Source organism: Kluyvera sp. 142486 (assembly GCF_046569695.1).
Classification (GTDB): domain Bacteria; phylum Pseudomonadota; class Gammaproteobacteria; order Enterobacterales; family Enterobacteriaceae; genus Kluyvera.
In genome coordinates this window covers 35,967-49,436 of record NZ_JBKHUI010000018.1, presented here as the reverse complement: position 1 = coordinate 49,436, position 13,470 = coordinate 35,967, and the positions used below count along the sequence as shown (strand labels likewise).

Genomic DNA, 13,470 nt, shown 5'->3' with positions numbered 1-13,470 from the left:
AGAAACACCATGAGTTTTATGTTAGCACTGCCAAAAATCAGCCTGCACGGTGCAGGCGCCATTGGGGATATGGTCAACCTGGTTGCCGGTAAGCAATGGGGCAAAGCGCTGATCGTTACCGACGGTCAGCTGGTGAAACTGGGCCTGCTGGACAGCCTGTTCACCGCGCTGGACGCGCATAAAATGCCTTATCACCTGTTTGATGAGGTTTTCCCGAACCCGACGGAAGAGCTGGTGCAGAAAGGCTACGCGGCCTACCAGGCTAATCAATGTGACTACATTATTGCCTTCGGCGGCGGCAGCCCGATTGACACCGCGAAAGCAATCAAAATTCTGACCGCGAACCCGGGCCCGTCCACCGCATACTCTGGCGTGGGCAAAGTGTTGAACGCTGGCGTGCATCTTGTCGCCATCAACACGACAGCGGGCACGGCAGCAGAGATGACCAGCAACGCAGTCATTATCGACACCGCGCGCCAGGTCAAAGAGGTGATTATCGACGCCAACATCATCCCGGATATCGCCGTGGACGATGCGAGCGTGATGCTTGATATTCCAGCTTCTGTCACCGCCGCCACCGGTATGGATGCACTGACCCATGCGGTTGAAGCGTATGTTTCCGTCGGTGCACACCCGTTAACCGATGCCAACGCACTCGAAGCGATTCGCCTTATCACCCTGTGGCTGCCGAAAGCCGTCGACGATGGTCATAACCTGGAAGCCCGCGAACAGATGGCGTTTGGTCAGTATCTGGCAGGCATGGCGTTTAACAGCGCCGGTCTGGGGCTGGTACATGCATTGGCGCACCAACCGGGGGCCACGCACAACCTGCCGCACGGCGTGTGCAACGCCATCCTGCTGCCGATCATTGAAAACTTTAACCGCCCGAACGCCGTGGCGCGCTTTGCCCGCGTGGCGCAGGCGATGGGCGTGGACACCCGCAGCATGAGCGACGAAGCGGCGAGCATGGAGGCGATCAACGCCATCCGCAAGCTGAGTGCGCGCGTGGGCATTCCTGAAGGGTTCAGCAAACTGGGCGTCACCAAAGCCGATATCGAAGGCTGGCTGGATAAAGCGCTAGCCGACCCATGCGCGCCTTGCAACCCGCGAACCGCCAGCCGCGATGAAGTGCGCGAGCTGTACCTGGAGGCATTATGATCCGCAAAGCCTTTGTGATGCAGGTTAACGCCAACGCACACGAAGAGTATCAGCGCCGTCACAGCCCAATCTGGCCGGAGCTAGAAGCAGTACTGAAAGCGCACGGGGCGCACCATTACGCCATTTATCTCGATAAAGAACGTAACCTGCTGTTTGCGACCGTGGAGATTGAGTCCGAAGAGCGCTGGAACGCGGTGGCGAACACCGAGGTTTGCCAGCGTTGGTGGAAGCACATGACCGACGTGATGCCGTCTAACCCGGATAACAGCCCGGTTAGCGCCGAGCTTAAAGAGGTGTTTTACCTGGCATAAGCGCCGAATTGCCTGATGGCGCTGCGCTTATCAGGCCTACAAAAGCCTTATAGTAGCCCGGCCGAGCGAAGCGACGCCGGGAACTGGCACCGAGCCCGCACAACAACAAGAAAAAGGCCTCTGTTTCCAGAGGCCTTTATTTTTTTAGAAGTAGTATTTAAAGCGAACGCGCGCACCGTAGCGATCATCAGAACCATCGCCATTATAACCGTCGCCATCGCTGTTCAGGATAGAGTAGTAGGTCCCGAGATAGATATTAAAGTTCTGCATATCCAGCACGTTAGCGAACTGGTAGGACGCGTGGATGGTATGAATATCGTAGGTCCCTTCATCGTTGATCCAGCAGTCGTCGTCGCACACCACGCCGGCATAATCATCAATCTTGTTATGCGCGTAGATGTAACCCAATTCGAAGCCTTTCCACAGCACGTTTGTCGCCGCGGTAAAGTCTTGTTCATTGTTCGCATCCAGGTAGGCCGTGTTCAGGTTAATCACCACGCCATTATCAGGATCGGCCTTCTGACCGTTCCACGTCATGGTCATACCGTAACCGGTGCGGTCAGACTGGTCGACAAAACGACCTTTCTTATCGTGATAGCCGTACGCATTGTTAACAACGTTGCTTTCCATCGCCGCTGACACCGTAAACTCATCAGTTGGCGACCAGGCAATAACCGGGCGCAGATAAGCGACGTTTTTCTGCTGTTCCATCTCACGGCCATGATAGTTGCCATCGTTGTAGAGCGAGGTGCCGTCTTCCAGCAGGGTGTTTAACTCGAAATACCAGTTGTCTAGCTGCTTGCTCATCAGGAAGCTGCCGCCGGAATCAGAACGACCGCGACCTTCTTTCATCATATAGATATAGCCGCTGCCGTCGTCGTAGAGGTCGTTAGCGGTATTACCGGAGTGCTCAACAAACGTATCCTGATTTAATGGGAACATATCGTAGGCTTCAAAACGACCCACTTTAATTTTCCAGTCATCCTCTTTACCAAAGAAGAACGCCGCATCATCAATATTCACCGTCCCGGAGAGATCGCCCAGCGGTTGTGCGGAGAAACCGGCAAAATAGCCGTTATTCAGCTTACGCATGCCGTCAAATCCCAACAAAATACGCCCGTTGATATCCCACTGTTCATTGGAAGGGTCGCTGCTATAGCTCGGGTTGGTCATGGCCAGTAAGCCATGCTTACTTTCCGCATCCATATTAAATTCAACATCGCCGTATATTTTCAGATCGCCATAGCCGGACAAAATAAGATTAGGCTTATCCGCGTTGATGCGGGTCTCCTGGGCAGAAGCCTGACCGTTCACCGGCGTATTTCCCTGCGTGGCTTTGATCTCTTTAATTTCAGCCGCCTGCTGAACGCGAAGCGTTTCAACCTGCTGCTCCGCTTTAGCGGCACGATTCTCTGCTGCTTCCAGACGTGATTCTAACTGCGCCAGCCTTTGCTCTAACGTCATGTTCGTTGTTTTCGCAAAACCGGTATTGGCCACCAACAATAATCCTATTGCCAGCGAGAGCGTCGATTTCTTCATTATTTGCTTTCCTTGAAATAAAGAATATGCCGAAAAATCAAAATATGATTTTTGGTATTTTTTATAATGGATATGAATGTATTACTGTTATTCATACACCAGTAGAAATCGCCAGTTACGCACAGACATATTTCATAACAAGCCTAAAGACACTAGCTAAATTGTTTCAGCCGGTAAATAACCCTATGTTTAATATCGTGAGCGAGGTAACAGGTCGGAAGGGGAAAAGAAAAATAAACCATGAATATATAAATAAGGTGTATCCAATAAAGATAATAATAAAAATATAATATTATTTTTAATATATAAATATACGCGCAGTTATTGATATATCACCGCGCGTCTTTATGGTCAGTTCTGCTCGGCAACCAGGATCGCCAGCGTATCCGGCTCCAGCGCTTTAAAAAGGTGCGGCTCGTCGGCAGGGTAGCAGATGTAGTCACCGGCGTTCAGCTCTTCCGGCGCGGCGGTCGGGCCAACCTGTGCTCGCCCCTGGGTGACAATAATGTGCTCGATAGAGCCCGGCGGATGCGGATGTGAAATACGGTCTGCGCCCGGCTGCGTGGTCAGCAGATAGATATCACGGCGCGCCCCCGGCGGGCAGGTCGCAAGCAGCGTAGCCTGATAATTGGCCTGCTCGGCGATGACCTTCGTCCCTTCCCCCCGGCGGATCACCTGGGTTTTATTGGGCTGCGGCTCAAGCAGACGCGCAAAAGGAATGTCCAGCGCGACGCAAAGCGCCCATAAGGTTTCCAGGCTAGGATTACCGTTCCCGGCTTCAAGCTGGGAAAGCGTCGATTTGGCAATACCGGCACGGCGGGCGATTTCGGCCAGAGACAATCCGGTCCTCGCTCGCTCACGCACCAGGCTTTTGGCAATCACGCTGATTGGCTGTGTCATACACAACTCCATCGTTTTATATATCGAACGAAACGTTCATCTTGAACTACCACACTGATTCGTTCATTATAATGGATATATCGTTCGATATGGTAAATTTAGATGTCATTAAAAATGTTCTCCTGCCTGAAAGGCAGCACGATTAAGGCGATTTTCCTCGTCTGTCTGGCGGTCGGCGTGGTCGGCGTCTCTTATGGCTCGCTGGCAATGGCCTACGGTTTTCCGCTATGGGTGCCGCTGCTGCTCTCGGTCTCCGTCCTCGCGGGCGCGTCAGAATTTATGTTTATCGGGATTGTCGCCAGCGGCGGTAACCCGTTGGCGGCCGCTGCTGCTGGCCTGCTAGTCAATGCCCGCCATATTCCTTTCGGCGTGACGGTGCGTGACCTGGTGGGCAAGCGCGCCGCCAGCTTTATTGGCTGCCATATCATGAATGACGAGAGCGTGGTCTTCGGCCTCTCGCAGCCCGCGCCCGAGCAGCGTAAAGCCGCTTTCTGGCTCTGCGGGGTTGGCGTCGCCCTCTTCTGGCCACTCGGCGCGCTGTTTGGCGCGGCGGTAGGACGGTTATTACCGGCCCCGGAAACCATCGGGCTGGATGCCGTTTTTCCGGCCATCCTGTTGGCGTTAGTGATCCCGGCCTTTAAAAACCGTACCACGCTGATTCGTGCCTGCAGCGGTGCGGCGCTGTCGCTCGCTGCCGTTCCCTTTGCACCTGTCGGGCTGCCGGTCCTGCTTTCTCTGTTTGGCCTGCTGGCGAGGAAAAAATAATGGGTAACATGACGCTGTTTATCGCCGGGATCGTCATTCTTTCACTGGGAACCTATCTGATGCGCCTCGGCGGCGCAAAGCTAGGCAACCGCCTGGCCTTTTCCGAGCGCTCGCAGGCGTTGCTTTCCGATGCCGCCACGGTGCTGCTCTTTTCCGTCGCGCTGGCGACCACGTTCTATGAGGGAGAGCATTTCTCCGGTGCGGCGCGCGTGCTGGGGGTAGGTTTTGCGGTGTTTCTGGCCTGGCGCAAAGCGCCGCTTATCGTGGTGATTATTGCCGCTGCGGTGGCGACCGCGCTGCTGCGTCTGGCAGGTATCAACTAAAGTAGGCCGGATAAGCAACGCGCCATCCGGCAGAATTCGCGCAGATTGCCGGATGGCGGCGTAAACGCCTTATCCGGCCTACCGCTAAAACGAAAAAAGCGCCCCAAGGGCGCTCTTTCGACAGTAGCGGATAGCTTATTTGGTCAGTTCGGCGGTCATGTGCACGCGGTTACCGGAATAAGCCTGGGTAATTTTGTAGGAACTTGCCCCTGCCTGTTCTGCCTGAGCGGCAATTTTCGCTTCTGCACCGTCAATGGTGGAGGCGGTTGCGGTGACGGTCTGAGCAGCGAAGGTACCGAAAGAAGCGGCGAGTGCGATAACTGCAACAAAAGTTTTGATGCTTTTCATGATGTAAACCCTTTCACTTGGTTGTTTGGATAAGGCGTTTTGCCTTGATGTGATAAATAATAGCCCTCACATCGTTCAACGAAAAGCGGAAGGATTTGTTGTCATCATTCAAATAAATTGATCAATTTTACAACACTATCGCAGCTGCGCTTCAACCCAGTCGTAGACCTCTTCAATATTGGGCAGCGTTTGCTGATCGACGCAATACACTGTCCCCAGACGCATCGGTTCGGCCCGCTCGGCCAGCAGTGCCAGTTCGGGTAGATACTCTTCTCCTGGATGACCCGGCAAACGCTGCGCTAACCGCTGAGCATAGCGCGCTACCGCGACGTCAGGAGGGATCTGATTCCAGACTTCGACAATCCGTTCAACCCCCGCTTTCTGGGCGAGTCGCTGCAGCATCTCTTTAGGCTGGAAGCCAAACCAGGCATCAATCACCCAGACACAGCTCGCCGGGGACTGTTCCACAATCGACCAGATAGCCTCGTAGGCGGCGCAGCCGAGTTGGCGGTTGAAGGGGCGATCGATATCGGTAAAGCGCGCCATAAAGGGCTCTTTAATACCGTCGATAGTCAGCAGCGGCAGGCCAAACGTCTGTGAAAGCTGGCGTGCGATGGTGCTCTTTCCAGAGGCGGGTATACCGTTCACCAGAATGACGGTTTTACCGTTCGGCGTAAGATCTCTTTTCATAGCAGCGCCACCACCTCCTCTTTCGAGTTCGCCGCCCGCAGTTTGGCCATGCGCTCATCGTTATCCAGCAGCGAGATAATGGCGCGGATCCCCTCTTCAATATGCGCATTACTGTCCTGCGCGCCGAACATAATGACAATATCCGCGGCTTCGCTTTCGGCAAAGCGAATCGGTTTTTCCAACAGCACCAGGCTAAAACAGTTCCGCTTCACGCCGCACTCGGGACGCGCATGCGGAATGGCAACCCCCTCGTCAAACACATAATACGCGCCGTGATTCAGGGTGTTTTCAATAACGGCCTGACCGTAATCAGCCGAGATGTAACCGTTTTTAATCAGCGGCATGGCCGCCAACTGAATCACCTTCTGCCAGTCCGACTCCGCTACGCCAACCTGAATAGCATCGGCTTCTATGAGTAGCTCTTTTATCGTCATGCCCACTCCCTAAATGTTACGGCGAATAATGTTGCGTAATTCATCGATACGGATAAACAGTGCGTCAATTTCCTGCCGGTGCGTCTTGCTTTTGGCATATACCGACAGCGCCCGGTTATAAATCAACATTAATGCTTTCTGTATCTCGCCATCACTCGGGTTACCCTGTAATTCACCTTCTAATCGGGATATTTCCTCCGCCAGCAGAAGCGACTGTTCGTCATAATCTTCTAACGGGCTGTTTTGCTTTTTCCACAACGTTTTCAATGATTCAAACATAGCAAATCCCCTCCCTGATGAATAACAGGGTAACGAAATCTCGAGTAATAAAGAGACGTTTATTTAAATAAAGCGATCTTTTCCATTAATACGTGAGTCACGGCATTATTAGCTGGAATTAAAAACTTCCGCACGCTGTCATTCACTTTGCCTTTTTCAAATGCGGTTTTGCACTGGTCAACCCACTGCACATTCATTTCCGTGCCAACGTTGACCTTGTTAATTCCCTCAGTCACCGCCAGGCGCATATCCTCATCGCTCACGCCGGTGCCGCCGTGCAACACCAGAGGCACGCCGGTTGCCGCGCTAATCTCCTTAAGTCGCTGGTGCTGGATTTTTGCCTTGCCGGTATACAGCCCGTGTACCGTGCCGACGGAGACCGCCAGCATGTCGACCTGGGTTTCATCCACAAAACGTTTGGCATCCTCTACCGTGGTGAAACAGATATCCTCAACGGCAACAGCTTTGCCGTCTTCGGAGCCACCAATGGCGCCCAACTCGCCCTCGACCGTTATATTACGCGGGCGTGCCATTTCGACGACAATGCGCGTGTTACCAATATTCTCTTCCAGGTTAAGGTGAGAACCGTCATACATCACCGATGAAAACCCGGCGTTCATCGCCGTTTCAATGGCGCTAATATCCGAACAGTGATCCAGATGCAGACAGGTCGGCACATTTTCGCTTTCTGCCAGCGAGGTCACGGCATCTACTAATAAACGATAACCTAAATATTCTGCCGTCCCGGTGGAGATTTGAATCATTAACGGGCTATTGCTTTGCTGTGCGGCTTTGAAAAAAGCGGGCAGCATTTCAATACAGTGCAAATTAAACGATCCGATGGCTTTAAAATCTCTCTGCTGGGCAATGTTAAGAATATCGTTGAAGTTATACAGACTCATGAACGTTTTCCCCTTTCGGCTTAGCTGATTTACCGTTTACAAACCATGCCAGTGCGGCGACAAAGACAATAAACAACGCGACAAATAACCAGTTATTCTGGAAGGCGTGGCCTAATACCAGCCCAGAACTAATCACATCCGAATCGCTGAACGTCACGCCGGTAAAGCCGTAACTTTCAAGCATCGGTACCAGGATGGCAGGCAGGAAGGTGATAAACAGCCCGTGCACCACGCCGCCAATCATCGCCCCGCGGCGACCGCCCAGCGCATTACCGAATACGCCAGCCGTGCCGCCCGCAAAGAAGTTAGTAAGGAGGCCGGGTAGAATCATCGCCAGACCGAACATCGGAAAGACCAGCATGCCAATGATCGAACCTACCGTGGTCGCCAGGAAACCAACAATCACGGCGTTAGGTGCATAAGGGAACAGCACCGGGCAGTCCAGCGCCGGCTTGGCATCGGGGACGATACGCATTGCAATCCCGCGAAACGCCGGCACCAGTTCATTGAGCAGCAGGCGCACGCCGCTATAGAGAACGAAGACCCCAGCCACAAACTGGATGGACTGCATAAAGGCGTACATCAGGTAGTTAATACCGTTAGAGAACTGGCCGATATACGCCGGGCCTGCCGCCACTGCCGGGATGAGGTACATCGGCACCATGACCACCGCCATGGCGAGATAGGTATCCTGCAGAAACTTGAAGTTATCCGGTAATTCAAGATCTTCCGTAGAGCGAGAGCCTTTGCCGACCACTTTTGCGACCGCCGCCTGCACCAGGTAACCAATGGTGCAGAAGTGCCCCAGCGCAACATCATCCGAGCCGGTGATCCGCCGAACCACCGGCTGCGCCAGCGCGGGCATCAGTACCGCCATTACGCCGCCGAAGATCCCACCGGTCAAAATCAACGGCAGCCCCGTCAGCCCGGCTTTATAGCCGATAACGGCGCCAATAGTCGCCATCCACAGCAGCGCCTGGCCGGTGAGGAAGATATATTTCAGCGGCGTCAGGCGAGCGATGATGATGTTGACGGCAAAAATCACCAGCAGCGTCAGCGCCACTTCGGAACCCAACTCGCGGTTGGCTAAACCGGCAATCGCCGCCACATCGGTAATGTAGCCCTTCATGCCAAAGCCCTGAGTGAAGATGTCATTCAGGAACGTCAGCGTGGCCACAATGATGTTGATACCGGCCATCATGATTAAAAATCCGAGCAGGGTTTTAAACGTGCCCTCAGCCGTCTTGCCCGGTGATTTTTTCTGTAGGATAAGCCCCAGCATCGCAATAAAGGCGATGAGTATTGAAGCCTGGCCGAGCAAATCTTTGACGATAAACTCAACGACACTATTCATAGTCGGCTACCTGTAAATTACGTTCATTTAAAAATGCGACAATTTTTTGCTCGATCTCATCTTTATCCGTCAGCTTATTTAATATCACCACACGTTTTATCTCTTCTTCGCTGGCATCGGCTGTCAGAATATCGGCAAAGGTTTTTTGCGTCAGAATCATGTCAGATTTAAATGCCCCGGCCTCCGATACCGTGGTGTGTTCAATATGTGCCGGAATTTCCAGTTTTTTTAAAACGGCCTTTGCAGTCATTTCAATAGCAAAGCTTGAGCCGAGGCCGCAGCCACATACGCAGAGAATTTTCAGCATGTAGGGTCTCCTCAAATTATATTGAGTTGTTTGGCAAGTTTATAATAGTGTCCGTCGGTATCAACCAGACGTTTTTTCATACTGACTAAATCAATCGGAATAGGTTTATTACTTGAGTTAATAATAACGGCTTTATTTCTCATACCAGATTGAATACAGCGAACCACTTCATTCGCCATAATTGTACCCTGATAAATTTCCTCACAGGTCGGGTCGCCACTACGTAAGCCGTAACCAATGATGGTTTTGCGGATACGGACGCCAATACGCGGTTCAAGCTGCTTTATCATGGTATCAATAGCGCCCTGGAAACCCGGAGAGTACTCGCGGGTGTAGCCCTCCGAGCAGAGGATAATCACGCTATTCTGGCAGCTTAGCTTTTGCTTTATCCGCTCAGCAAGGGCGTCGAGAGGGATCTGTGCCTCCGGGATCAGCGCCAGATCGGCATTCGCTTTTATTGCCGATTGCAGCGTTAACTCGCCGCAGTAACCGCCCAGAATCTCCGCCATAAAAACGCGCCCAGGAAGCGCCCTGCCGGTATTTCTTAGGCGCGATACCTCTTTGATTATTTGCTCGCAGGCGGTAGAAAAACCAATGGTGTAGTCGCTGCCATAAACATCATTGTCGATCGTCATACCGACGCCAAAGCAGTTGATATCAAATTCACTGAGCGTATTCAGGAATTGCAGGCTGCCATCACCTCCGGCCATAATCAGCACATCAATACGTAATGATTTTATTTTTCTGGCAATATTTTCGTACTCACTGCGCTGTAATTTCCGTGCCGTGCGCCCGGAAGTAATCATCGGGATAGCGGAAATAGAAAAATCCACTAAATCACACCAGGAGACCTCATGGTGGTTTTTCTCTAATAAACCCGGTATGCCACCATTAAATAATGTGATCTGCGCATTGGCGATTTTAGCGACCTGGAAAATAAAATTATTTATTCCGGAGACATCTCCGCCGCTAATGACAATACCGATTTTCATCTTCAGCCCTCACCCGTTTCCGTGAAAGCATTTTTCCCTGACTTCAAGACATCTATTTGCAACGAAGATCACATAATTGCGATAATTTAGGCCAGTGCTAATATTGACACCTATTAAAACAACCTGTTTTTTGTGATTAATATCTCATTTATAAATTGAGATTGTCGCCACATTCATTAATTAAAAACTTTATTTATCATGAGGTTATTTTCTTTTTTAATATCCGCAATTAAACCAATGGTTTTCCGGATAAATGGCTTTTTGATGAGAACGCAAAATCGTGACCATCAACACATATTTTTGCCTCAAGAGGGAGAGCAAGGTCAGGAACTGACCGGTTGCCCGGAACGACAACCGCAACTGAAGCGTTCGCGCCCACCCGCAGATATCAGCAGTAAACATCGGTCGATCGCGATCACATTCCAGTTAAAACAGGGTTTCACTTTACTATATAAGCGAGGAGAGTATCGAGTGTCTAATAAAAACATTAGTGTCTAGTGTCCAATTATTTTCGACGCTATTTTCTACTCTATGCAGGACATTGAAAAATGGCGCTGTCAGCAAAAGAAAAATTATTCCACAAAATACTCACGCACTATGCGGAAAGCCCTTCAGGATTCACGGCCCAGGACTGTGCCGACTTTATGCAGGTTAACCGTAGCGTCATCAGTCATTATCTGAACAGGCTATGCGACGATGGTCGTTTGAGTAAGGAAAACACTCGCCCGGTTCGCTTTCATGTGCAGCACAACGGGGGCCAAAGGGTACTGCCGTCGAGATTAGTGTCGAAACAGTCCGATGCTTTTATGAATTTGACCGGCGCCGAAGGTAGCCTGGCAGAAGCCGTCGCGCTATGTCGCTCGGCGGTAGACTACCCGGGAGAGGGTTTGCCGATCCTGCTTTCTGGCGAAAGCGGCGTGGGGAAAAGCCATCTCGCGTCGCTCATTTATCAATATGCCTTAGATCGTGGGGTTATCGCCGCAGATAAACCTTTTGTAGAGCTGAACTGCGCCGACTACGCCAACAACCCCGAACTGCTGTCCGCCACCCTGTTTGGTTATACCCGCGGCGCCTTCACCGGCGCCGACCGCGACAAACGTGGTGCGTTTGATGATGCGAACGGCGGTTTTCTTTTCCTGGATGAGGTGCACCGACTGTCCGCAGAGAATCAGGAAAAATTGTTCCTGTTTATGGATAAAGGCTATTTCTACCGCCTGGGCGATAACCGCACGCGCCACCCTGCTTCGTTGCGATTTATCTTCGCTACCACCGAAAATATCGAAACGGTACTGCTCAATACCTTCCGCCGTCGTATTCCGGTGCGCGTGACGCTGCCCAATTTTATCTCCCGTCCGCTGACCGAGCGGGTGGCGCAGGTGAATCTGTTCCTGCATCAGGAAGCGATGAGCCTGCGGCGAGATATCCACCTGGATACCCAGCTCATGCACCAGCTCGTCACCTCACCCGTACGGGGGAATATTGGCGAGCTGAAAAACCAGATCAAAGTCATGTGCGCCAGCGCCTGGAGCGATAACCGCGACGCCAATGCCATCACGCTCCACGGCGCGCACCCTGGCGGGGAGACGCTGGTGATTTCGGCCAGCAAACCGGGAGACAGCCTGAATGCCCACGCCCTGCTGCCTAAAGCCATGCATGACGAGGTCATTTTTCGCGAGTTTTGCCACAGCGGCAACGTAATGCTGCTCAATCGCAAAATTGAACATCTGCTCACGACGGTGAACGGCATCGTCCCGCAGGAAGCGCTCTACAGCGGCTATATTTGGCAAAACACTATGCACGCCGTTAATGAGCTGGAGAACCTGACCGGCGTGGCCTGCGGGCAGGAGATCCGCAAAGCAGTCTGGCTGTGCCTGACCTATGCATTGCATGCCCCTCAGCACGCCGAGCAAATTGATGAGCTCCAGACCATCGCTGACTATGTGTCCGGGAAGGCGCGCCTGCTGGCTGAAGAATGTATGGCTTTGCTGGAAAGGCATGTGAACCACGCACCTCTACCGCTGCTACTCCCCCTGTTGAGCTGCACCTTCCATTCGCTGGCAGGTGAAGACTCACCGATTCAAGGGATTATCGTCTCCCACGGGCGTTCGACCGCCTCCAGTATCGCCGGCATCGCAAACCAGCTTACCGGCGGTTACTACTTCAAAGCCTTCGATATGCCGAACGCCACCTCCACCCGCGAAATTATCGATTTGCTGATTGCGCATCTATCACGCCTTAAGCAGGGGGCCGGGCTAATCATCCTGGTCGACATGGGCTCGCTCAAGGAGATCTACGAAGAGATTAAGCTGCATCTGCACGGCGAGCTGCTGGTCATTAACAACGTCAGTACCGCCATGGCGCTGGATATTGCGGGGAAAATCCAGGATAAGCTGCCGATGGAGGCAATTATCGAAGGCGCTAAGGGTGCTTATGAGGTGGAAACGCGCTACTACGCGGGGATGCTGCCGGGTAATAAGATTATCATTTCCTGCATCTCCGGTGAGGGTATTTCCCGCAAGCTGAAAGATATCGTCCAGCGCTACCTGCCGCAGGAAGAGATCGACATCCTCACCATGGAATATGACGACCTGAAGTGGAAAATCGCCCGCGCAGACCCGGCGCTCAACGGCACACGGCTTATCATCACGACCACCGATCTGGAAGCGGGCTACATCCCGCTCATCAGCGTCGAACAGTTGATCAAAGAAAAAGCCCAGGTGCTTAAACGAGACTACTTCAACGGCTTGCTGATGGAAGGCGGGTTAGAACCCATGGTCGAAGAGGTGGTGAAGCTGTTTACCGTCGAGGGCGTTGCCAGCCGCCTGAACTTCCTCAACCCGGTAGTGATTATCGATGAAGTCGAAGCCGTGATTAAACAGTATGAGGCGTTCTACAAAATTCATTTTGAGAGCTACCTGCGCATTAACCTGTTTATGCACATCGCGCTGATGATTGAACGCGTCATGGTCAATAACGGCGTTCGCCATCGCGAGGAGGCTGGGCTGACGCTTGAGCAGCAGGCCTTTGTCGCCGTGCACGACACCTTCTTCCAGGCGCTCAACCGTAAGTACAACATCACCCTGCCGCTCACCGAAGTCCTGATGATTTATGAAATCATGGAACCGTGGATTGCGCCCGCCCCGCTCAACTAAACGTTCTGCCAGCGCA

At 52.4% G+C, this 13,470-nt stretch carries 15 protein-coding genes; 5 read left to right on the top strand and 10 right to left on the bottom strand.

Annotated features, from left to right (window positions below):
* Nucleotides 1-9: 9 nt before the first annotated feature.
* Both fucO and rhaM read left to right on the top strand, forming a co-directional pair.
* Complete coding sequence (fucO, locus tag ACLGE8_RS18435) at nt 10-1,158, top strand: lactaldehyde reductase (RefSeq protein WP_411000324.1); 1,149 nt, start codon at nt 10-12, stop codon at nt 1,156-1,158.
* Complete coding sequence (gene rhaM, locus ACLGE8_RS18430; RefSeq protein WP_411000322.1) at nt 1,155-1,469, top strand: L-rhamnose mutarotase; 315 nt, start codon at nt 1,155-1,157, stop codon at nt 1,467-1,469. Before fucO ends, rhaM begins: the two co-directional genes overlap by 4 nt.
* Nucleotides 1,470-1,613: 144 nt before the next feature.
* Here the strand turns inward: rhaM and ACLGE8_RS18425 are convergent, their stop codons facing one another.
* Nucleotides 1,614-3,008 carry a carbohydrate porin gene (locus tag ACLGE8_RS18425; protein ID WP_411000320.1) on the bottom strand — a complete coding sequence of 465 codons (1,395 nt, stop codon included), beginning with the start codon at nt 3,006-3,008 and terminating at the stop codon, nt 1,614-1,616.
* 351 nt (nt 3,009-3,359) lie between these two features.
* Nucleotides 3,360-3,908 carry a helix-turn-helix domain-containing protein gene (locus tag ACLGE8_RS18420; RefSeq protein WP_411000318.1) on the bottom strand — a complete coding sequence of 183 codons (549 nt, stop codon included), beginning with the start codon at nt 3,906-3,908 and terminating at the stop codon, nt 3,360-3,362.
* A gap of 114 nt (nt 3,909-4,022) precedes the next feature.
* Here ACLGE8_RS18420 and ACLGE8_RS18415 point away from each other — a divergent pair, with 114 nt between their 5' ends.
* On the top strand, nt 4,023-4,673 hold the full coding sequence (locus tag ACLGE8_RS18415) for an AzlC family ABC transporter permease (RefSeq protein WP_411000395.1): 651 nt from the start codon (nt 4,023-4,025) through the stop codon (nt 4,671-4,673).
* A complete protein-coding gene (locus tag ACLGE8_RS18410) occupies nt 4,673-4,996 on the top strand; it encodes an AzlD domain-containing protein (RefSeq protein ID WP_333499944.1) in 324 nt (107 codons plus the stop codon). The genes ACLGE8_RS18415 and ACLGE8_RS18410 overlap by 1 nt, the downstream gene beginning before the upstream one ends.
* A 135-nt stretch (nt 4,997-5,131) precedes the next feature.
* Here the strand turns inward: ACLGE8_RS18410 and ACLGE8_RS18405 are convergent, their stop codons facing one another.
* From ACLGE8_RS18405 to ACLGE8_RS18370, 8 genes are all read right to left on the bottom strand, one after another.
* Nucleotides 5,132-5,344 carry a DUF1471 domain-containing protein gene (locus tag ACLGE8_RS18405; RefSeq protein WP_395597071.1) on the bottom strand — a complete coding sequence of 71 codons (213 nt, stop codon included), beginning with the start codon at nt 5,342-5,344 and terminating at the stop codon, nt 5,132-5,134.
* A gap of 135 nt (nt 5,345-5,479) precedes the next feature.
* Nucleotides 5,480-6,034, bottom strand: coding sequence for an AAA family ATPase (locus ACLGE8_RS18400; RefSeq protein ID WP_411000316.1), 555 nt, complete (start codon nt 6,032-6,034; stop codon nt 5,480-5,482).
* On the bottom strand, nt 6,031-6,468 hold the full coding sequence (locus ACLGE8_RS18395) for a PTS sugar transporter subunit IIA (protein ID WP_411000314.1): 438 nt from the start codon (nt 6,466-6,468) through the stop codon (nt 6,031-6,033). The genes ACLGE8_RS18400 and ACLGE8_RS18395 overlap by 4 nt, the downstream gene beginning before the upstream one ends.
* A gap of 9 nt (nt 6,469-6,477) precedes the next feature.
* Nucleotides 6,478-6,747: a hypothetical protein gene (locus tag ACLGE8_RS18390; protein ID WP_411000312.1), complete on the bottom strand. Its 270-nt coding sequence runs from the start codon at nt 6,745-6,747 to the stop codon at nt 6,478-6,480.
* Nucleotides 6,748-6,806: 59 nt separating this feature from the next.
* The gene (locus tag ACLGE8_RS18385) at nt 6,807-7,649 is read right to left on the bottom strand and encodes a class II fructose-bisphosphate aldolase (protein WP_411000310.1); all 843 of its coding nucleotides are present in this window, start codon (nt 7,647-7,649) and stop codon (nt 6,807-6,809) included.
* The gene (locus ACLGE8_RS18380; protein WP_333499949.1) at nt 7,636-9,003 is read right to left on the bottom strand and encodes a PTS sugar transporter subunit IIC; all 1,368 of its coding nucleotides are present in this window, start codon (nt 9,001-9,003) and stop codon (nt 7,636-7,638) included. The genes ACLGE8_RS18385 and ACLGE8_RS18380 overlap by 14 nt, the downstream gene beginning before the upstream one ends.
* Nucleotides 8,996-9,310 carry a PTS sugar transporter subunit IIB gene (locus tag ACLGE8_RS18375; RefSeq protein WP_185668838.1) on the bottom strand — a complete coding sequence of 105 codons (315 nt, stop codon included), beginning with the start codon at nt 9,308-9,310 and terminating at the stop codon, nt 8,996-8,998. The genes ACLGE8_RS18380 and ACLGE8_RS18375 overlap by 8 nt, the downstream gene beginning before the upstream one ends.
* Nucleotides 9,311-9,321: 11 nt before the next feature.
* Nucleotides 9,322-10,302, bottom strand: a complete 981-nt coding sequence (locus ACLGE8_RS18370) for a 6-phosphofructokinase (protein ID WP_411000308.1) — start codon at nt 10,300-10,302, stop codon at nt 9,322-9,324.
* Nucleotides 10,303-10,850: 548 nt separating this feature from the next.
* On the opposite strand from ACLGE8_RS18370, the gene ACLGE8_RS18365 reads away from it, so the two are divergent.
* Complete coding sequence (locus ACLGE8_RS18365) at nt 10,851-13,454, top strand: sigma 54-interacting transcriptional regulator (protein WP_411000306.1); 2,604 nt, start codon at nt 10,851-10,853, stop codon at nt 13,452-13,454.
* Nucleotides 13,455-13,470 lie beyond the last annotated feature (16 nt).